Source organism: Xenorhabdus sp. NBAII XenSa04, from assembly GCF_963866145.1.
GTDB lineage: Bacteria > Pseudomonadota > Gammaproteobacteria > Enterobacterales > Enterobacteriaceae > Xenorhabdus > Xenorhabdus indica.
Genome location: NZ_CAWMEB010000419.1, coordinates 17,343 through 38,362, shown reverse-complemented (window position 1 = coordinate 38,362; position 21,020 = coordinate 17,343). Strand labels below are relative to the sequence as shown.

The following is a 21,020-nucleotide window of genomic DNA, read 5'->3' as shown; positions in this document are numbered from 1 at the left end:
ATTTATTAACTGGACTTATATTTTTTACGTTCTCATCTTGATAACCTCAATAAATATTACCCATCATATTTAATATCAAAACATAAATACTTTTATAAAAGAAAAAATTAAATAATACCCAAAATAAAATAGTTAATCCTAAAAAGTAGAAACTGTGAACAAGATTAAAAATTCTTCACCTCAAAATCACACTTAAACAAAATTGTTTATTTTTAGTGCGAAGTGGCTCGCGAAATGAAAACATATGGTTTAAAAAAAGTAACATTATGAATTATTTTTTTACAACCCATACACAAAATAATTCAAAAAATCGTTTTTATAAAAACAGAAGCACCAATATGTGCAAGCAAACCCAACTTTGCGCAAAGCAGTTTGTAGAAAACCCATTGTACACAACAAACTGTACAAAATAAGTTGCGCAAAACAACCAAATGAAGGAGCTATGTATGCGTAAATTGATGTTAACCATGATGTTGCTTAGCGCAGTAGGGGCTGTCCATGCTGAGGAATTGACTGGAACATTAAAAAAAATCAAAGACAGTGGTGTTGTTGCTGTCGGACACAGAGAATCTTCTGTTCCATTTGCTTACTATGATGGTAAACAGAATGTTGTCGGTTACGCCCAGGACTATTCCAATTTAATTGTGGAGGCAATTAAGAAAAAAATTAATGTGCCCAACCTGCAAGTTAAGCTGATCCCTGTCACTTCTCAAAACCGTATTCCATTGCTACAAAATGGTACTTTTGATTTTGAATGTGGTTCAACCACTAACACCCCTGAGCGCCAAAAACAAGCTGCGTTCTCCAATACCATCTTTATCGTCAACACCCGCCTGCTGACTAATAAGGATTCAGGGATCAAAGGATTTGACGATCTGACTGGAAAAAATGTCGTTGTAAGTGCAGGCACAACTTCTGAAATATTGTTGAATAAACTTAATGACGAAAAGAAAATGAAAATGCGCATTATTAGTGCAAAAGATCATGGCGATTCATTCCGTACGCTGGAATCAGGCCGCGCTGTTGCCTTCATGGTTGATGATGCACTACTGGCAGGCGAACGGGCAAAAGCAAAAAAACCTGATCAGTGGATTATCGTCGGTGAACCCCAATCCAAAGAAGCTTACGGTTGTATGATGCGCAAAGACGATCCTCAATTCAAAAAGTTACTGGATGACACTGTTGCAGAAATACAAACTTCTGGTCGGGCAGAAAAAATGTTTGATCGCTGGTTCAAAGCGCCAATTCCACCTAAGAATTTGAACCTGAACTTCACTCTGCCAGACGAAATGAACGCTTTGTTTAAAGCACCAAATGATAAGTCTCTAAATTAATAAACCGAAGATCCCGATTTTATTGGCACGACGGGTATGAGGTAGTCGTTCCCTACCTCATTTTTTTTATGTTTCAGGGAGCATGCGTATGTCAGTTGATTGGAATTGGGGCATCTTTCTGCAAGAAGCCCCTTTTGGTAATACCACCTATCTTGGGTGGATCATTTCTGGATTGCAGGTGACAATTGCTCTTTCTATCTGCGCCTGGATTATTGCTTTTATTGTCGGTTCGTTTTTCGGCATTCTTCGTACTGTTCCGAATAAATTTCTGGCAGGGCTAGGAACCTGTTACGTTGAACTGTTCCGTAACATTCCTCTTATCGTCCAGTTTTTTGTATGGTATCTGGTTGTACCAGAATTCCTGCCTAAAGACCTGAGTCATTGGTTCAAGATGGATTTGGATCCCAATATCCAATTTTTCCTTTCTTCGGTAATTTGTCTGGGGCTCTTCACTGCGGCCCGTGTATGCGAACAGGTTCGTGCAGCCATTCAATCACTGCCACGAGGACAAAAAGCCGCAGGGCTGGCAATGGGTTTGACCCTGCCACAAACCTACCGTTATGTCCTGCTACCTAATGCCTATCGTGTCATTACGCCACCAATGACATCAGAAATGCTTAATCTGGTGAAAAATTCCGCGATTGCCTCAACCATCGGTTTGGTAGATATGGCAGCACAAGCAGGAAAATTACTGGATTATTCAGCGCATGCGTATGAAACATTTACAGCAATCACTCTGGCATATGTTGGTATCAATCTCGTTATCATGTTTGCAATGAGTATGCTTGAGAAAAAAATACGGTTGCCGGGCAACATGGGGGGACGATGAGAATGTATCAATTTGACTGGAGTTCCATTATTCCTAGCCTTCCCCTGTTGTTAGACGGGTTAATCATCACTGCTGAAATTACCATAATAGCCATTATCATCGGTATTGCCTGGGGAACGGCTCTGGCAGTTATGCGACTTTCTTCCATTAAGGTACTGAGCTGGTTTGCCACCTTATATGTCAACCTTTTCCGCTCTGTACCACTGGTAATGGTATTGTTATGGTTTTATTTAATTGTACCTAACTTAGTCCAAAACGTTCTAGGCATATCACCAAAAACTGATATTCGTTTAATCTCTGCAATGGTAGCGTTCTCGCTCTTTGAAGCAGCCTATTATTCCGAAATTATTCGGGCTGGTATTCAGAGTATTTCCCGTGGTCAGTCATCTGCGTCATTAGCACTGGGAATGACGCATATGCAAAGCATGCGTCTGGTCATCTTGCCACAGGCATTCCGTGCGATGATCCCATTACTGCTAACACAAGGCATTGTATTATTTCAGGATACCTCTCTGGTATATGTATTGAGTCTGGCCGATTTTTTCCGTACAGCAGCCAATATCGGTGAGCGCGATGGCACACAGATTGAAATGGTTCTGTTTGCCGGTTTTATTTATTTTGTGATTAGTTTTTCCGCTTCCATGCTGGTTAACTATTTGAAGAAAAGGATTATTTAATGATTTCCCTGAAAAATGTATCCAAGTGGTATGGCCAATTTCAGGTTCTGAATGACTGCTCAACTGAAGTCAAAAAAGGCGAAGTCGTGGTAGTCTGTGGGCCTTCTGGTTCCGGTAAATCCACGCTGATAAAAACAGTCAATGGCCTTGAAGCTGTCCAGCAAGGTGAAATTTGGGTAAACGGAACAAACGTGAATGATAAAGGCACAAATCTGGCTCAACTACGTTCCAAAGTTGGCATGGTGTTTCAACATTTTGAACTGTTTCCCCATCTGTCTATCATAGACAATCTGACACTGGCTCAGGTCAAGGTTTTAAAGCGTGATAAACAAGCTGCGACTGAAAAAGGCTTAAAGCTATTAGAGCGTGTTGGATTGGCAAATCACGCCAATAAATTTCCTGCCCAACTTTCTGGTGGGCAACAACAACGTGTCGCCATCGCCCGTGCGCTTTGCATGGATCCCATCGCCATGCTGTTTGACGAACCGACTTCCGCCCTTGATCCAGAAATGATCAATGAAGTTCTGGATGTTATGGTTAAACTGGCTAACGAAGGAATGACCATGATGGTTGTTACCCATGAAATGGGATTTGCCAAAAAAGTTGCCCATCGTGTTATCTTTATGGATGAAGGCACTATTGTCGAAGACAGCAAGAAAGAAGAGTTCTTCGCCAACCCTCAATCAGAACGTGCCCGTGATTTTCTGGCGAAGATCCTGCACTAATTTACCTCTGTCGGCGGATAATACGTTACCGCCGACTTTAAACCATGACTAAATTCAGTAATTTTCCGTGTTCTTCCTATAACAAGTGTTGTTGCCCCAATTCCTATCCGCTATGCTATGTCATCCTAAATTTCATAAACAAACACGCTCGCTAAAAGCGTAGCTTTATTACTCACCATAGGATTATCGGTGCCATGCAAGAACAATATCGTCCAGAAGACATAGAGCAACAAGTCCAGCTTCATTGGCAAGAGAAGCAAACTTTTAAAGTGACCGAAGACAGCAGCAAAGAAAAATACTATTGCCTGTCTATGCTACCTTATCCTTCTGGCCGACTACATATGGGCCATGTTCGTAATTACACTATTGGTGATGTGATTTCCCGTTACCAGCGTATGCTTGGCAAAAACGTACTACAACCTATCGGTTGGGATGCATTCGGCCTGCCAGCAGAAGGCGCTGCAGTTAAGAACAAAACCGCACCGGCTCCGTGGACTTATTCCAACATCGAATACATGAAAGGTCAGCTGAAAATGCTGGGATTCGGTTATGATTGGGATCGTGAAGTCACAACCTGTACACCAGAGTATTATCGCTGGGAGCAGTGGTTCTTTACTAAGTTGTATGAAAAAGGACTGGTTTACAAAAAAACCTCTGCTGTTAACTGGTGCCCAAATGACCTGACAGTTCTGGCAAATGAACAAGTTATTGATGGCTGCTGCTGGCGTTGTGACAGCCAGGTAGAACGCAAAGAAATCCCACAGTGGTTTATTAAAATCACCGATTATGCAGAAGAACTGTTAAATGATCTGGATAAGCTGGAAGACTGGCCTGAACAGGTTAAAGTCATGCAGCGTAACTGGATCGGTCGTTCTGAAGGTGTCGAAATCACCTTTGATGTCGCTGATAGCCAAGAAAAACTGACCGTTTATACTACCCGCCCAGATACCTTTATGGGAACGACCTATGTTGCCGTAGCCGCAGGTCATCCCCTGGCAAAACAAGCTGCGGAAAATAATCCAGAGCTGGCTGAATTCATCAATGAATGCCGTAATACCAAAGTTGCCGAAGCAGACATGGCAACTATGGAGAAAAAAGGCATGTCAACCGGTATGTCCGTCATCCACCCATTAACCCATGAACGCATCGCTATCTGGGTTGCTAACTTCGTACTGATGGAATACGGCACAGGTGCTGTTATGGCAGTTCCAGCCCATGACCAACGCGATTGGGAGTTTGCCACTAAATACAACCTGCCAATGAAAGTGGTTATTCTGGATAACGATGGTAACGTACCAACGGTTCAGGAAGCGGCTGTCACCGATAAAAATGCTCTGGTTAATTCCGGTGAGTTCAGTGGATTGAGCCACGAAGAAGGCTTCAATGCCATCGCAGATAAGCTGGTTGAGATGGGCGTTGGCAAACGCAAAGTTAACTATCGTCTGCGTGACTGGGGGGTTTCTCGTCAGCGTTACTGGGGGGCACCAATTCCAATGGCAACACTGGAAGATGGTACTGTTGTACCTGTTCCTGAAGATCAACTGCCAGTGATCCTGCCAGAAGATGTTGTGATGGATGGCATTACCAGCCCAATCAAAGCTGACCCTGAGTGGGCAAAAACCACTATCAACGGCCAGCCAGCTCTGCGTGAAACCGATACCTTCGACACCTTTATGGAATCATCATGGTATTACGCACGCTATACCTGCCCGGATTACGACAAAGGTATGCTTGATTCTGCCGCCGCTAACTATTGGCTGCCAGTGGATCAATATATCGGTGGTATTGAACACGCTATCATGCACCTGATGTATTTCCGTTTCTTCCACAAATTGATGCGGGACGCAGGCCTGGTTAATTCTGATGAACCAGCAAAACGTCTGTTGTGTCAAGGCATGGTTCTGGCTGATGCTTTCTATTACATCGGCAGCAACGGTGAAAAAGTTTGGGTGTCACCGGCCGATGCAATTATTGAACGTGATGAAAAAGGCCGCATCATAAAAGCAATGGATCAGGCGGGTCATGAGTTGATCTATACTGGCATGAGCAAAATGTCAAAATCCAAAAATAACGGTATCGATCCACAACTTATGGTTGATAAATATGGCGCAGATACCGTTCGCTTGTTTATGATGTTCGCTGCACCACCAGAGCTGACTCTGGAATGGCAAGAGTCTGGTGTGGAAGGGGCTAACCGTTTCCTGAAACGTGTATGGCGTCTGGTTCATGAGCACGTTAATAAAAACGCAGACAAAGGCGAACCTCAGCTGTTGGATATTGCTAACTTGACAACAGAGCAGAAAGATTTGCGTCGTGATCTGCACAAAACGATAGCTAAAGTTACTGATGATATCGGTCGCCGCCAGGCATTCAATACCGCAGTTGCCGCTATCATGGAACTGATGAACAAACTGACCCGTGCACCACAGGAAACAGAGCAGGATCGTGCTCTGATGCAAGAAGCGCTGACAGCAATTGTGCGTATGCTTTCACCTATCACTCCACATGCTTGTTTCGTTATGTGGAAAGCGCTCGGTAATGAAAGTGACATTGATGTTGCCGAATGGCCGCAGGCTGATGAACAGGCAATGGTTGATGATACTAAACTGGTCATCATCCAGATTAACGGTAAAGTCCGTGGACGCGTTACTGTACCGGCAGATGCGACAAAAGAGTACGTTCAGGAGATGGCCACTCAAGAATACAGCGTAACGAAATATCTTGAAGGCGTTGGTATTCGTAAGGTCATCTATGTTCCGGGCAAATTGCTAAATCTGGTCGTTGGCTGATATTAGCTGATAATGGGAGGCCATTCTTGTGATAAAAAGCGTGGCAGTAAATGTGATAGGAAAGAATATGCGGCATCGTATTTTCACGTTGTTGCTGGGGTTAGCGGTGCTGGTCACCGCTGGCTGCGGTTTTCACCTTCGTGGCACAACACAAGTACCAAAAGAACTTCAGACGTTACAATTAAGTTCAAGTGATCCATACGGACCATTGGCACGAGCAGTACGCCAGCAATTACGTCTGAATGACGTCAAAATTGTTGAACAGGCCAGTGCCTCTGTTCCGATCCTGAAACTGTTAGGTTCAAGTGAAAACAAAGACACTGTATCAGTATTTCAGGATGGTAAAGCAGCAGAACGTCAGCTAGTACTGAATGTTGATGCACAAGTTCTGATGCCGAATGGCAGCATCTATCCATTGCAGGCAAGGGTTGATCGCGCTTTCTTCGATAACCCATTGGAAGCCCTGGCAAAAGATGCAGAAAATGAACTGGTTCAGCAAGAAATGCGTGAACAAGCTGCCCGCCAGCTTATACGCCAACTGCTGACAGTTCAAAGCGCAGAACAGCTAAAATCGGCTAAAAAACAGCAAGCAGCAACTACGCAAAAACAATGATCAGACTCTATCCTGAACAACTTCTTTCGCAGCTCAATGAAGGGCTGCGAAGCAGCTACCTGTTATGGGGCAACGAACCGTTGTTGCTACAGGAAAGTCAGGACAACATTCGTAGAGTGGCTGAACAGCATGGCTTTGTAGAACATTTCTCGTTTTCATTGGATAACCATACCGAATGGGATGAAATCTTCAGCCTATGTCAGTCACTCAGCCTTTTCGCCAGCCGTCAGTCAATTACTTTGTTATTACCTGAGAATGGCCCCAATACGGCAATGGCCGAACGTCTGACCAAACTTTCTGAATTATTGCATGAAGATATTCTGTTAATACTGCGTGGGCATAAACTGACCAAAGCACAAGAAAACAGCGCCTGGTTCAAAGCAATTGGAAAGAATGGTGTCTATGTCAGTTGCCTTAACCCGGAACAAAATCGTCTTCCCCAATGGGTGGCACAACGCGCTAAAAGTATGGGCTTGTCACTGGAAGATGAAGCTAACCAATTATTATGCTATTGCTACGAAGGCAACCTGCTGGCACTGTCTCAAGCATTAGAACGCCTTTCATTACTCTACCCCGATAATCGGCTAACTCTTCATCGAGTTGAAGACGCAGTCAATGATGCGGCACATTTCACTCCTTATCATTGGGTTGATGCTCTGCTGGCAGGCAAGATCAAGCGGGCATGGCATATCCTGAAACAACTACGACAAGAAGATACCGAAGCAATTATTTTACTCCGCACGATACAGCGGGAACTTATGCTGCTGTTGACACTTAAGCGTCAGGAAAAAACGACACCGTTGAAGACACTGTTTGATCAACATAAAGTGTGGCAAAACCGCCGGACGCTTCTGACAACGGCATTACAGCGGCTGTCATTACAAGATCTACACTCGGCTATATATTTGTTAACCCAGATGGAACTGTGCATCAAACAGGATTATGGCCAATCGATTTGGGCTGACCTGGAAACACTTTCTATGCTGTTACTATACGGAAACACCCTCGGAAAAACGCACGGAAAAATATTACCAGAGAGCTTTTTGAATGCTTCATACCACTAATTCATCCTTAAATTCACCGATTATTCATGCGTTATTTGGTGGCACTTTTGATCCTATCCATTATGGCCATTTGCTCCCGGTGGAAGCATTAGCGAAACAAGTGGGTCTTAAGCAAGTTATTTTGTTACCTAATCATGTCCCACCGCACCGTCCTCAACCCGAAGCGTCTCCTCAACAACGGTTGGAAATGGTGTATCTGGCGGTACAGGATAACCCGCTTTTCACAGTTGATACTCGGGAATTACAACGTCAGACACCTTCTTACACCATCGAAACATTGAAATCATTCCGTGAAGAAGTTGGGGAACGATGTCCATTGGCATTCATCATAGGACAAGACTCTCTGCAATCTATCCATACATGGCATCGCTGGACAGAATTATTGGATATCTGTCATCTATTGGTCTGCTCCCGTCCAGGATATGCAAAACAATTGGCAACCCCAAAAATGCAGAAATGGCTTGAACAACACCAAGTTGATACTCCAGCCCCATTAAGCCAGAAATCACATGGTTATATTTACCTGGCTGAAACTCCGTTATTAGACATTTCAGCAACTGATATACGTCAGCGTCATCAACAAGGTTTGAACTGTGATGATTTACTGCCTCCATCAATACAAAATTATATTGATTCACGTAAGTTATATAGCTGATAGTTAAATCATTATGGGATTTCCCCGTTGAGCTGCTTACGTTTATAGAGACGGACATGCTATTATTCTACGTTACACAACTAATTTGATGAAATTAAGGTGATCCTTTTGCAAGGCACAGAACTACAACAATTTATTATTGATAAACTTGAAGATTCCAAAGCACAGGATATTGTTTCTATAGATGTTCGAGGAAAATCCAGTATTACAGACTGCATGGTTATCTGCACTGGTACATCAAGTCGCCATCTGATGTCAGTCGCAGACAATCTTGTTGATGACTGCCGTAAAGCGGGCATCATGCCTCTGGGTGTCGAAGGGCAAGGCATTTCAGATTGGATCGTTGTTGACCTCGGCGAAGTGATGGTACATGTCATGCAGGAAGACAGCCGTCGCATGTATGAACTGGAAAAACTCTGGAGCTGAGTTTGAAGTTACAACTTGTCGCTGTAGGAACAAAAATGCCGGACTGGGTGCAGACCGGCTTTACGGATTACCTGCATCGTTTTCCCAAAGACATGCCATTCGAATTAATTGAAATTCCGGCTGGGAAACGAGGCAAAAACGCCGACATCAAACGTATTCTGGAAAAAGAAGGCGAACAGATGCTGTCGGTTGTCAATAAAGGCAATCGCATTGTTACACTGGATATCCCCGGATCTCGTTGGGATACTCCCCAGTTGGCACAACAACTTGAACGCTGGAAACAGGACGGCAGAAATGTCAGTTTGCTGATTGGAGGCCCGGAAGGTTTAGCGTCTGCCTGTAAAGCCGCCGCAGAACAAAGCTGGTCTCTTTCTCCACTGACTCTTCCACATCCTCTGGTACGGGTTTTGGTTGCCGAAAGCCTGTACCGGGCATGGAGCATCACAACTAATCACCCTTATCATCGGGAATAAATTAGGTAATCTATCACCGTGAGTTCTGGTAATGGGATGAAAAAGAAACGAACCCCTTTTCGCGATCATACGGCTGAATCAGCCCTTTTTATACGCCGCGCGCTCGTGGCGTTTGTCGGCATTATCCTTTTAACAGGGGTTCTGATTGCCAATCTCTATAATCTCCAGATCACCCGCCACGAAGATTATCAAACTCGCTCAAATGGGAACCGTATTAAACTTGTTCCCATTGCCCCAAGCCGGGGGCTCATTTATGACCGTAACGGCACACTACTGGCAGCTAACCGTACGATTTACCAGTTGGAGATTGTACCCCAAAAAGTTGCTGATCTTGATAAAACCTTAAATGAGTTGCGTTCCATCATCGGGTTAACCGATGAAGATATCGAAAATTTCAAAAAAGAGAGGCTGCGCGCACGCCGCTTCACCTCAATCCCCCTGAAAACATCACTGACTCAGGTGCAGGTTGCCCGATTCTCTGTCAATCAATATCGCTTCCCAGGGTTGGAAATCAAAGGATACCAACGTCGTTATTACCCTTATGGTTCTGCCCTCACCCATGTCATCGGTTATGTTTCCAAAATTAATGACAAAGACGTAGAGCGACTCGACAAAGAGGGAATTTTGCCGGATTACGCCGCGACTCATGACATCGGCAAACTAGGTATTGAACGCTATTACGAATCTGTTCTACATGGAAAACCCGGTTATGAAGAAGTTGAAGTCAATAACCGTGGTAAAGTTATTCGCCAGTTACATGAGCAACCACCACAAGCGGGCAAAGATATCTATCTATCAATAGACTTAGAGCTACAAACTTATATTGAAGAGATACTGACAACCAGCCGCGCAGCAGTTGTTGTCACAGATCCCCGTACCGGCGAAGTTCTGGCAATGGTATCCAACCCAAGCTATGACCCCAATCTGTTTGTTGATGGCATTTCCAGTAAGGATTATAAAGCTCTGCTCAATAATCCCAACCGCCCATTGATTAACCGTGCAACACAAGGTGCTTACCCTCCCGCCTCAACAGTAAAACCTTTTATCGCTGTTGCAGCACTAAGTAGTGGTGTCATCACAAAGAATACAACCATCAATGATCCAGGCTGGTGGCAATTGCCTAACTCTAATATGAGTTATCGTGACTGGAAGCGTTATGGGCATGGTCTTTTGAATGTGCATAAATCCCTTGTTGAATCAGCAGATACCTTTTTCTATCAGTTAGCCTATGATATGGGTATTGATAGGATCTCCAACTGGATGACAAAATTTGGTTTTGGTCAATTAACCGGTATTGACTTGAAAGAAGAGGCGGCGGGTAACATGCCGACCCGAGAATGGAAACAAAAACGTTATAAAAAACCGTGGTTTCAAGGAGATACGATATCTGTTGGCATTGGTCAGGGATACTGGACGGCCACACCTATGCAGATGGTAAAAGCCCTGATGATATTGATTAATGATGGCGAGGTAAAAACACCGCATTTTTTACTGGGAACACGGGTAAATGGTGACATACATCCTTATCAGCCTCCTGTCAGTGAGCCAATCGGAGATATTCATTCTGGGTATTGGGAGATTGCCAAAGATGGCATGTATGGTGTCGCTAATGCCCCCAATGGCACAGCACGCAGATTTTTTGCTGGTACTCCTTATAAGGCCGCAGTAAAAACCGGTACGGCGCAGGTGTTCAGATATGAAACCTATAATGCGAGTAAACTCGCAGAGCATCTGCGGGATCATAGGCTAATGATTGCTTTTGCTCCTTACGATAATCCAACCGTTGCGGTTTCCATTATTTTGGAGAATGGAGGAGCGGGGCCACCTGTTGGCACTATTGTGCGCCAAATTCTGGATCATATTCTAATCAGGAATAATACAGGCACTTCATCTACTGAGTCAGCGAATAAAAGTAGAAAATCGTCTACAGGAGAACCCGTTGGCGAAAAACCATCTACCCAAAAACCCGCTACCAGAACATAAGCTAATTGAGTAATGCTATGACAGAATCGCAGAAAAAAGTTCCTTTCTGGACCAGAATACATATAGATATCCCGCTGCTACTCTGTATTCTGGCACTGCTGGCCTATAGTCTTTTCATTATGTGGAGCGCCAGTGGACAAGACATTGACATGATGGAACGTAAAATCGGGCAGGGGCTCATTGGCTTAGTGGTCATGATCGCCCTGGCTCAAGTACCCCCTCGCATATACGAAAGTTGGGCACCTTATCTTTATATTGTCTGTGTCATGCTACTCATCTTTGTTGATGTTTTCGGTCAAATAAGTAAAGGGGCTCAGCGTTGGCTGGATTTAGGCATTGTACGCTTTCAGCCATCAGAAATTGCCAAAATCGCTGTCCCTTTGATGATTGCACGCTTTATAAATCGTGACCTTTGCCCTCCTTCCCTGAAAAATACTGGAATAGCCTTAGTATTGATATTCTTGCCTACTCTGCTTGTCGCTGCACAACCTGATTTAGGTACATCTATCCTGATAGCGACTTCCGGGTTGTTTATCCTGTTTCTGGCAGGAATGAACTGGCGGTTAATTGCTATTGCCGTTTTACTGGTTGCCTGTTTCCTGCCGATTTTATGGTTTTTTTTAATGCATGATTACCAACGAGCCAGGGTCATGATGTTGTTAGATCCAGAAAGTGACCCTTTGGGTAAAGGCTATCACATCATTCAATCAAAAATTGCTATTGGATCAGGTGGGTTATTTGGAAAAGGCTGGTTACAAGGCACACAATCACAATTAGAGTTTTTACCTGAACGCCATACCGACTTTATTTTTGCTGTCTTAGCGGAAGAATTGGGATTGATCGGTGTCCTTGTTTTATTGGCACTTTACCTATTAATCCTCATTCGCGGCCTGTTTATCGCTGCCAACGCACAAAACACCTTCGGCCGTGTCATGGTAGGGGGACTGATATTGATATTGTTTGTCTATGTCTTCGTGAATATCGGCATGGTTAGCGGTATTTTACCTGTAGTTGGTGTACCTCTGCCCCTGATTAGCTACGGAGGTTCTGCGTTAATTGTCTTAATGGCGGGATTCGGCATTATCATGTCGATACATACTCATCGCAAGTTATTATCCAAAAGTCTATGAGGAAGAAATTTCATGCGTCAACAATGGCTTATTCTTAGCATAGTGGCTGTACTGATTTCAGGCTGCACAACAAACAATGAAAGAGGCGCTTCTTCTGTTCCGCCAGTTCCGACCCGTGATGTATTGGGAGCTGAGCCTGTATATGAGCCTTACCATCCAAGTGCTAACCGGGATTACAGCAGGGATGGAGAAAACTATCATATCATTCAGGATCCTGCCCAATTTACTCAAACAGGCTATGCCAGCGTATTGGGTGAAGAAACGAATGGAAAATTGACAACAATTGGAGAACGAGCCAGTCCTTATGCATTGACGGCTGCTCACCCAACACTTCCAATACCAGGCTATGTACGCGTCACCAATTTAAGCAATGGGCGCATGATAATCGTCAGAGTTAATGATCGCGGTCCCTACAATAAACCAGGAAAAGTGATTGAATTATCACGAGCTGTTGCCGAACGGCTGAATTTGATGCCGCAAAGTCGGGTGAAACTGGATGGCATTCAGGTTGCTCCTGATGGTTCGCTTTCTGGTTTAGGGACAGCGGGTTCAACTATTGTCAAACAAAGCTATGCTTTACCTGACAGGCCTGTCCTTAACTCTCCATCAATGGGAGTTGTCACAAACATGACGCCGGATTCTCCTGAACAGAATAATTCAAACCAAAATCTGTCTGGAAATAAAGAAAATCAACCTCCTGTACCATCAGAGAAAACAATCCCTGAATCAGCCTCAGCCACTTCATCTAGTTATATGGTACAAGTTGGTGCTGTCAGTTCTGAACAAAAAGCCAAAGAATGGCAGCAATTATTAAGCCAACACTTTAATGTACCGGGACGTGTGACCCAATTTGGTAATGTTCATCGTGTTCAGCTAGGGCCTTTTAGTAGCCGTCAGCAAGCAGCACAAATGCAAAAAAAATTAACTGACCAAATGCACCAATCTTCCTTTATTGTTGCCCCTTGATTACATTGTTTTCTGATTAGTCTGCTCCCTGCTGATATTTGTTCTTCTGATTAATATCAGCAGGGAGAAAAAACCAAGTAAAAAAATGCAAATCTTCATCTCTTCCAATTTTGTTTAATGTCACGCTTTTTGTCATTTGTTATTATGTGGTTTACTATCAATGCTTCTCTCACGGATGTTATCTAATCAATCATGAAATACATAGTTACTTCTCGTATAGTTACTTCCCGTATAGCTACTTCCCGTTTTATTAAAAATGCAGCCCTGAGTCTTGCTCTGGTCACCAGTGTTTCTGCATTCGCTAATACGGATGATAATTTCAAAACCATGATCCCCGGAGTGCCGCAGATCGATGCCGAAGCCTATATTCTGATTGATTACAATTCAGGAAAGATATTGGCCGAAAAGAATTCAGATGTCCGTCGTGATCCTGCCAGCCTGACCAAAATGATGACCAGTTATGTTATTGGGCAAGCCATCAAATCAGGGAAAATTGGACCGAATGATATCGTTACGGTAGGTAAGGATGCCTGGGCAACGGGAAATCCTGTATTCAAAGGCTCTTCTCTGATGTTTTTGAAGCCCGGCGATCAAGTTTCCGTCGCTATGCTGTCCCGTGGTATTAACCTGCAATCCGGTAATGATGCTTGTGTAGCAATGGCGGACTACGTAGCAGGTAGTCAGGATGCGTTCGTCAGTCTGATGAATAAATATGTTCAGAGTTTAGGACTGAAAAACACCTATTTTCAAACTGTTCACGGTCTGGATGCCGAAGGCCAATACAGTTCTGCCCATGATATGGCGTTGATTGGTCAGGCATTGATCCGCGAAGTACCGGATGAATATGCCATCTATAAAGAGAAAGAATTCACTTACAATAACATCCGCCAGCCCAACCGCAATGGTTTGCTATGGGATAAAAACTTGAATGTGGACGGCATCAAAACCGGCCATACTAGCGGTGCTGGCTATAACCTTGTTTCCTCTGCTACTGAAGGTAACATGCGCCTGATTGCTACGGTAATGGGTAGCCCAACATTCAAAGGCCGTGAAACTGACAGTAAGAAACTACTGACCTGGGGTTTTCGTTTTTTTGAAACTGTCTCACCACTACGAGCAGATAAAGAATTTGCTTCTGAACCGGTCTGGTTTGGCGATACTGATAAAGTCCAACTGGGTGTCGAGAAGGATGTTTATCTGACTATTCCTCGTGGTCGCCTGAAAGATCTAAAAGCCAGCTATGTATTAAATAGCAATGAACTACATGCTCCTCTCGCCAAAGATCAGGTAGTCGGCACAATCAATTTCCAACTTGATGGTAAAACGATCGAACAACGCCCATTAGTCGTGATGCAGGAAGTAAAAGAGGGTGGTTTCTTTAGCCGTATTTTCGATTACATCCGATTGGCATTCCATCACTGGTTTGGCTGAAACCTTGAAAGCTGAGCATTGAACCTTATATTAATATAAATTGTTGGAAAATAATCACGCCACGGCAGAATCTTTCATTCTGCCGTGGTTAATAAATCAGGAGCGCCCATGAAAACAAAATTAAATGAACTGCTTGAGTTCCCTTGCTCATTCACTTACAAAGTGATGGGCTTAGCTCAACCTGAGCTGGTGGATCAAGTTATTGAAGTGGTTCAGCGCCATGCGCCGGGCGATTACTCCCCAGCAGTGAAACCAAGCAGCAAAGGTAATTACCACTCTGTTTCTATTACTATCAATGCAACTCATATTGAGCAGGTTGAAACGCTGTATGAAGAGTTGGGCAAACTGGAACTGGTACGCGTAGTATTGTAATGAATAAGTAATGTTGTAATGAATAAATAGTACCGTGATAATTTCTACTTCTGCAAATTCCACTTCTATAAAAAATCGCTGACAAAAAGTCAGCGATTTTTTCAGCTTCCTATTCTCACCTGCCGCTGCAACAGCATAATGAAATAAGGCACACCAATGAAAATAGCAATGGTGGTACAGAGGGAAACGCTATCAGTACCCTATACTAACGCCCCAGTCAAAAACGCCAGAACGCTTTCGAGCACAAAATCAGAATAGGATAAATTTCCAGTCTTCCCAATAACATAGCTGCACACATCATCCATTTCGCCACAACATCGAGATTGCCAAAACCTTGTGCTGTCTCACCATAACCGACTCCCATGTTATTGATACATGCGGCAACCGTGGCAAATGAAGTTACCAGATCATATCCCAGAAGATTCAGTGCCCAAATAAAGAAACAGCTGCAAAAAATATACAAGAAGAAAAAGCCCCAGACGGAACGAAGTACCCTTTCCTGCACTGGTGATTTACCTACTTTAATCGTTGAAATGGCGTTCGGATGAATAAGCTGATTAATCTCACTGAAACTTTGTTTTGTCAGGATCAGAAAACGCAGCGCCTTAATACCTCCACAAGTCGAACCAACACAGCCACCAAAGAAACTTATCGCCAATAACAGCAACATCGTGTGAGGTGGCCATTGTGCATAATCTGAAGTTGCCAAACCATTGTCTGTCATCATCGAACTGGTCATGAAAAAACCATGCACAAAAGCATCTTTCAAACCATACATTCCAGAACGGTACAACTCCAGCCAAATAATACAAATCACGATGAAAAGTACCAGCAAGAAGAATTGAAACTCGGCATTTTTCAGTAAGGGTTTAATGCTTCTTCGTGTCAGGACAACAAAATAGAGGGTGAAGTTAACCGCTGATAATATTGAGAAAATCCCTCCCACCATTTCAATAAGGGAATTATCATAATAGCCAAGACTTTCATTGCGGGTCGAAAATCCCCCCAAAGAGACCGTTGATATTCCATGGCAAATGGCATCAAACCAGGACATCCCGGCGGCCCAGAAGCTGAACGAGCATACTCCACCTAACAACAGATAAACTACCCATAAACTTTTGGCACTATCTGCAAGGCGAGGGGTTAATCGTTCCTCTTTAAACGGTCCGGGCATCTCTGATTGATAAAGCTTTACACCACCAATACCAAGTAACGGCAAAATAGCTACGGCAAGCACGATAACGCCCAAACCGCCGATGAAATTGAGCTGAGCTCGGTAATAAAGAACAGACTTAGGCAGTGAAGAAACATCATTTAGTACTGTTGCCCCTGTCGTTGTAATACCAGATACACCTTCAAACATGGCATCCACAAGATTGATATTCAGATTCTTATCCAGTACGAAGGGCAAGGCACTGAGCAACGAAAAAAGTAACCAAAATAAGACGATGATAAGGAACCCATCTTGAGTACTGGGTTGTGCTTTAGTTTTTCGGGTGAAATACCACCCAACACCTCCAAAGATCATTCCAATAATAAACGTTTCGAAAAACGCAAAAACACTTTTTTCTTTATAAAACAAAGCGACAAAAACAGGCAGCAACATTGAGAGGCTGTATAGGAGCACCAGAGAACTGCAAAGATGCCCAACAATCAGGAGTTGGTTTTTTCTGATCATCTGTTAGCTCAAACAGAAAACAAGGGGGAAATCGTCGAAATATATAACTATGATAATATAGAATCTAAACATATTCGTCTAATTAACATTATTATTGCGTTAAGGCATTCTCTAACTGGAGAGAATCCCTTTAGAGCGTTATACTGGCGGGCAATTTTTGTTAACTGATGATGAAACTTCCATTGCAACATAACACCGTTATTTTACGCCAGTTGGGTATTCAGCCTTACGAGCCGGTTTCTGAATCCATGCACCAATTCACCGAGCAGCGTACAGCGGAAACCCCCGATGAAATCTGGCTTGTCCAGCATGAAAAAGTGTTCACACAGGGGCAGGCAGGTAAAGCAGAACATGTGCTTGCACCGGGTGACATTCCTGTCATTCAATCCGACAGGGGAGGCCAAGTCACTTATCATGGGCCTGGTCAGCAAGTCATGTACGTTTTGATCGACTTAAAAAGGGCCAAAATTGGGGTTCGTCAGTTAGTCACCGCAATTGAAAACACCGTTATCGAGTCATTAGCTCATTTTGGCGTTGAGTCTTATGCCCGACCAGATGCGCCGGGGGTTTATGTCAAAGACAATAAAATTTGTTCATTGGGATTACGTATCCGAAAAGGGTGTTCTTTCCATGGCTTGGCATTAAATATTGCAATGGACTTACAACCCTTTTTGCGCATTAATCCATGTGGTTATGCAGGCATGCAAATGATTCAGCTCAGTGACCTCGTAGATGGGATCACTGTTGAAGATGTACAACCCATTCTGGTACAAAAATTCTGCCAGATCTTAGGATTTCAACTCACCGATGAAAGATGATATAATTTTTTAACATTTTTCAAAAAAATTTGAATACACTTATTGCTCCGATGAATTTGGCTTAATAATCAAGCAATAAATAACAATCTGAAAAATATAACTGGAACCAGCACGATTATGAGTAAACCAATTCAGATGGAACGTGGTATCAAATACCGCGACGCAGATAAGATGGCTTTGATCCCTGTTAAAACAGTGGTCACAGAACGTGAAGCACTCTTGCGTAAACCTGAGTGGATGAAAATCAAACTTCCTGCGGATTCCAGCCGCATTCAGGGAATCAAAGCGGCAATGCGCAAAAATGGATTGCATTCCGTCTGTGAAGAAGCCTCTTGTCCTAACCTTGCCGAATGCTTTAACCACGGAACCGCCACTTTTATGATCCTGGGTGCCATTTGTACACGCCGCTGTCCGTTCTGTGATGTGGCACACGGGCGACCAAATGCACCAGATGTAAATGAGCCGGTTAAACTTGCGCAAACTATTCAGGATATGGGTCTGCGCTATGTTGTTATCACATCTGTTGACCGTGATGATTTGCGTGATGGTGGGGCTCAACATTTTGCCGACTGTATCACTGCGATCCGTGAAAAAAATCCATCAATCAAAATTGAAACACTAGTACCGGATTTCCGTGGCCGTATGGATCGTGCACTGGAAATTCTGACTGCAACACCTCCCGATGTTTTTAACCATAATCTGGAAAACGTGCCACGGATGTATCGTCAGATCCGTCCAGGTGCGAACTACAACTGGTCATTACAATTGCTGCAAAAATTCAAAGAGGCACACCCAGATATTCCGACCAAATCAGGTTTGATGGTGGGTTTGGGAGAAACTAATGAAGAAATTTTAGAAGTGATGCGTGACTTACGTAGTCACGGGGTAACTATGCTGACATTGGGGCAATATTTGCAGCCAAGTCGCCATCACCTGCCAGTCCAACGTTATGTCAATCCGGCTGAATTTGATGAAATGAAAGAAGCAGCATTAGAAATGGGCTTTACTCATGCAGCTTGTGGGCCATTTGTTCGTTCTTCTTACCACGCTGACTTACAAGCCAAGGGTATGGAAGTCAAATAACTGGGACCACTACTGATGAATCTTATTCTCGCTGTATTTATCGGTGGTGGTTTTGGCAGCGTCTTACGTTGGTTTATCGGCCTCCGCCTGAATAATGCCTCATCTCCTATTGCCATTGGTACTCTGACGGCTAACTGTATTGGAGCATTCATTATCGGGTTGGGGCTGGCCTATTTCAGCAAAACAACACATCTTGCTCCTGCCTGGAAGCTCATGTTAACAACAGGGTTCTGCGGTGGATTGACAACTTTCTCTACATTTTCTGCTGAAGTGGTTTATTTATTACAAGCAGGAAAAATAAGTTGGGCACTAAGCACCATTCTGGCAAATGTTATCAGTTCATTATTAATGACTGCCCTCGCGTTTACCTTAATAAATAAACTCTGAACTAAGCAGAAATTTAAAAAACATAAAAAACCCGTTATAAAAACGGGTTTTAAGAATATGGGATTAGAAATTAGATCGCGACAACGTTTGCAGCAGATGGACCTTTCGCACCCTCAGTGATTTCAAATTCAACTTTTTGGCCTTCAGCCAATGTCTTGAAACCGTTAGACTGAATGGCGGAAAAGTGTACGAAAACATCTTTACTACCATCTTCTGGAGTGATGAAACCGAACCCTTTAGATTCGTTAAACCACTTAACGTTACCTTTAATTTTAGACATCAAACTTACCTTTAATAAAAAATACACAAACTCCGTGTTACATACAGTACAACAAATAATATAGTTCACTGTCTGCAACCTAGATCACGAAACATATAACAAAATGTACAAAACGCACGTTTTGTTTAATTTCATTAATTTATTCTATACCCCAATCGTCATTTCACAAATTAATTGGAGTTTCATTCTAGATTGGTTTAATTTTCGTCTTTTTTTTCTTCTCATGCTCCAGCAACCACTCCTTAATATTAAGCCCGCCTGTATATCCGACTAACTTACCATCATGCCCAATTACCCGATGGCAGGGAACAATCAGTGAAATCGGATTACGTGAGTTTGCCATACCGACTGCACGACAATAATTTACCGAACCCAACGTCAATGCTAATTGTTTGTAACTCCACATTTCACCAAATGGGATATTACAGAGTTGTTGCCAGACACGTTGCTGAAATTCAGTTCCTTGCATACTCAAAGGAACCGTAAATATCTGCCGTTTTCCTTTAAAATATTCCTGTAGCTCTTTTACACACTGCTTAGTAATAGCATTTTTAGATTCCAGTTCTTTCTTTTCATTAACAAAATAAATACTAGTGACTCCTTCATCGTTCGCAGTGATGTGTACATAAGGTTTAGGAAAACCTTCTGGAGTATTCAGGTAATGGTGATACATAAACTACCTCCATTTAATTTATTGTTAATATTTCTATACTAGCCTAAGTCTCTCTTTCATCACTTTGCAATGATGAATTCAGTTACACATCTGACAATTTGATAAAGAAACCATACCGCCTTCTGATAATAAAAATCATAGGATTACCAATAAGATATAACATCTTACTTTTGGCAGCATTCATTCAAAAAAGATAAAAATACCATATATGGATAAAAATATCTAAAAATTCACCATATATAGTACTCCTCTCATAAAGAGATTTCTGCATTGTAATCCATAAATACTCATCTTTATTCTTCGATAAGTGCGTAGATCAATAAAGAATTTTACCAGAAGAGTGATAATTTATGGCAAACACAGTTGGATTGTGGGTAATCTTAACCATCATGAAATCTACCAAAATGTTCTTACCCTACAATTATAGACAATAAATTTTTTCAAAGTAGCCACTCGACAAAAAAGGCAAAAAGAGATAAATCCCACAAAAATTTACTTTGCTCTATCTTTATGACGATAATAATTTTTTTTTTATTAAGTCAACGTTCCTACAATGAAAGTTAAAATTAAGTAAAAAATGTAGACATTTATCCGTAAAAAACTTTACCTTTTGGTTAATAATTATATTCTGGTA

The 21,020-nt window shown here is 42.8% G+C and carries 21 protein-coding genes; 18 read left to right on the top strand and 3 right to left on the bottom strand.

The genetic code is table 11. The features are described 5' to 3' along the window. The first annotated feature begins 446 nt into the window (after positions 1 to 446). The 15 genes from AAC147_RS17035 to ybeD all read left to right on the top strand — a co-directional run bounded on the left by AAC147_RS17035 (position 447) and on the right by ybeD (position 15,467). Complete coding sequence (locus AAC147_RS17035; RefSeq protein ID WP_047683180.1) at positions 447 to 1,334, top strand: glutamate/aspartate ABC transporter substrate-binding protein; 888 nt, start codon at positions 447 to 449, stop codon at positions 1,332 to 1,334. An 88-nt stretch (positions 1,335 to 1,422) separates the two neighbouring features. Beyond that, a complete protein-coding gene (locus AAC147_RS17030; protein ID WP_047683178.1) occupies positions 1,423 to 2,163 on the top strand; it encodes an amino acid ABC transporter permease in 741 nt (246 codons plus the stop codon). 2 nt (positions 2,164 to 2,165) lie between these two features. Further along, positions 2,166 to 2,840 carry a glutamate/aspartate ABC transporter permease GltK gene (gene gltK, locus AAC147_RS17025; protein ID WP_047683176.1) on the top strand — a complete coding sequence of 225 codons (675 nt, stop codon included), beginning with the start codon at positions 2,166 to 2,168 and terminating at the stop codon, positions 2,838 to 2,840. Continuing rightward, positions 2,840 to 3,565, top strand: coding sequence for an amino acid ABC transporter ATP-binding protein (locus tag AAC147_RS17020; protein WP_047683174.1), 726 nt, complete (start codon positions 2,840 to 2,842; stop codon positions 3,563 to 3,565). The genes gltK and AAC147_RS17020 overlap by 1 nt, the downstream gene beginning before the upstream one ends. Before the next feature lie 194 nt (positions 3,566 to 3,759). Beyond that, complete coding sequence (leuS, locus tag AAC147_RS17015; protein ID WP_047683172.1) at positions 3,760 to 6,354, top strand: leucine--tRNA ligase; 2,595 nt, start codon at positions 3,760 to 3,762, stop codon at positions 6,352 to 6,354. Between the two features lie 67 nt (positions 6,355 to 6,421). Next, positions 6,422 to 6,967 (top strand): LPS assembly lipoprotein LptE, encoded by a 546-nt coding sequence (gene lptE, locus AAC147_RS17010; protein WP_052189607.1) that lies wholly within the window; start codon positions 6,422 to 6,424, stop codon positions 6,965 to 6,967. Further along, positions 6,964 to 8,031 (top strand): DNA polymerase III subunit delta, encoded by a 1,068-nt coding sequence (gene holA, locus AAC147_RS17005; RefSeq protein WP_047683169.1) that lies wholly within the window; start codon positions 6,964 to 6,966, stop codon positions 8,029 to 8,031. Before lptE ends, holA begins: the two co-directional genes overlap by 4 nt. Then, entirely contained in the window at positions 8,015 to 8,686 is a 672-nt protein-coding gene (nadD, locus tag AAC147_RS17000) for a nicotinate-nucleotide adenylyltransferase (protein ID WP_052189606.1), read from the top strand. The genes holA and nadD overlap by 17 nt, the downstream gene beginning before the upstream one ends. A 99-nt stretch (positions 8,687 to 8,785) precedes the next feature. Beyond that, the gene (rsfS, locus tag AAC147_RS16995) at positions 8,786 to 9,112 is read left to right on the top strand and encodes a ribosome silencing factor (protein WP_081989069.1); all 327 of its coding nucleotides are present in this window, start codon (positions 8,786 to 8,788) and stop codon (positions 9,110 to 9,112) included. Between the two features lie 2 nt (positions 9,113 to 9,114). After that, positions 9,115 to 9,585 carry a 23S rRNA (pseudouridine(1915)-N(3))-methyltransferase RlmH gene (gene rlmH, locus AAC147_RS16990; RefSeq protein ID WP_047683167.1) on the top strand — a complete coding sequence of 157 codons (471 nt, stop codon included), beginning with the start codon at positions 9,115 to 9,117 and terminating at the stop codon, positions 9,583 to 9,585. 36 nt (positions 9,586 to 9,621) lie between these two features. Next, positions 9,622 to 11,568 carry a peptidoglycan DD-transpeptidase MrdA gene (gene mrdA / locus AAC147_RS16985; RefSeq protein ID WP_231571468.1) on the top strand — a complete coding sequence of 649 codons (1,947 nt, stop codon included), beginning with the start codon at positions 9,622 to 9,624 and terminating at the stop codon, positions 11,566 to 11,568. 17 nt (positions 11,569 to 11,585) lie between these two features. After that, entirely contained in the window at positions 11,586 to 12,698 is a 1,113-nt protein-coding gene (gene mrdB, locus AAC147_RS16980; protein WP_047683166.1) for a peptidoglycan glycosyltransferase MrdB, read from the top strand. 12 nt (positions 12,699 to 12,710) lie between these two features. Further along, the gene (gene rlpA / locus AAC147_RS16975) at positions 12,711 to 13,664 is read left to right on the top strand and encodes an endolytic peptidoglycan transglycosylase RlpA (protein ID WP_047683165.1); all 954 of its coding nucleotides are present in this window, start codon (positions 12,711 to 12,713) and stop codon (positions 13,662 to 13,664) included. A gap of 192 nt (positions 13,665 to 13,856) precedes the next feature. Then, complete coding sequence (gene dacA, locus AAC147_RS16970; RefSeq protein ID WP_047683164.1) at positions 13,857 to 15,095, top strand: D-alanyl-D-alanine carboxypeptidase DacA; 1,239 nt, start codon at positions 13,857 to 13,859, stop codon at positions 15,093 to 15,095. A 108-nt stretch (positions 15,096 to 15,203) separates the two neighbouring features. Then, positions 15,204 to 15,467 (top strand): DUF493 family protein YbeD, encoded by a 264-nt coding sequence (gene ybeD, locus AAC147_RS16965; RefSeq protein WP_047683163.1) that lies wholly within the window; start codon positions 15,204 to 15,206, stop codon positions 15,465 to 15,467. A 217-nt stretch (positions 15,468 to 15,684) separates the two neighbouring features. Here ybeD and AAC147_RS16960 read toward each other — a convergent pair whose 3' ends face one another. Then, complete coding sequence (locus AAC147_RS16960; protein WP_047683162.1) at positions 15,685 to 17,145, bottom strand: TrkH family potassium uptake protein; 1,461 nt, start codon at positions 17,143 to 17,145, stop codon at positions 15,685 to 15,687. Positions 17,146 to 17,315: 170 nt separating this feature from the next. Here AAC147_RS16960 and lipB point away from each other — a divergent pair, with 170 nt between their 5' ends. From lipB to crcB, 3 genes are all read left to right on the top strand, one after another. Further along, positions 17,316 to 17,963, top strand: a complete 648-nt coding sequence (gene lipB, locus AAC147_RS16955; protein ID WP_072032530.1) for a lipoyl(octanoyl) transferase LipB — start codon at positions 17,316 to 17,318, stop codon at positions 17,961 to 17,963. Positions 17,964 to 18,080: 117 nt separating this feature from the next. Beyond that, complete coding sequence (lipA, locus tag AAC147_RS16950) at positions 18,081 to 19,046, top strand: lipoyl synthase (RefSeq protein ID WP_038260083.1); 966 nt, start codon at positions 18,081 to 18,083, stop codon at positions 19,044 to 19,046. Positions 19,047 to 19,058: 12 nt separating this feature from the next. After that, a complete protein-coding gene (crcB, locus tag AAC147_RS16945; RefSeq protein ID WP_047683161.1) occupies positions 19,059 to 19,433 on the top strand; it encodes a fluoride efflux transporter CrcB in 375 nt (124 codons plus the stop codon). A 70-nt stretch (positions 19,434 to 19,503) separates the two neighbouring features. Here the strand turns inward: crcB and cspE are convergent, their stop codons facing one another. Next, positions 19,504 to 19,713 carry a transcription antiterminator/RNA stability regulator CspE gene (gene cspE / locus AAC147_RS16940; protein WP_045969514.1) on the bottom strand — a complete coding sequence of 70 codons (210 nt, stop codon included), beginning with the start codon at positions 19,711 to 19,713 and terminating at the stop codon, positions 19,504 to 19,506. Between the two features lie 187 nt (positions 19,714 to 19,900). Continuing rightward, positions 19,901 to 20,386: a methylated-DNA--[protein]-cysteine S-methyltransferase gene (locus AAC147_RS16935; RefSeq protein WP_047683160.1), complete on the bottom strand. Its 486-nt coding sequence runs from the start codon at positions 20,384 to 20,386 to the stop codon at positions 19,901 to 19,903. Between the last annotated feature and the right edge of the window lie 634 nt (positions 20,387 to 21,020).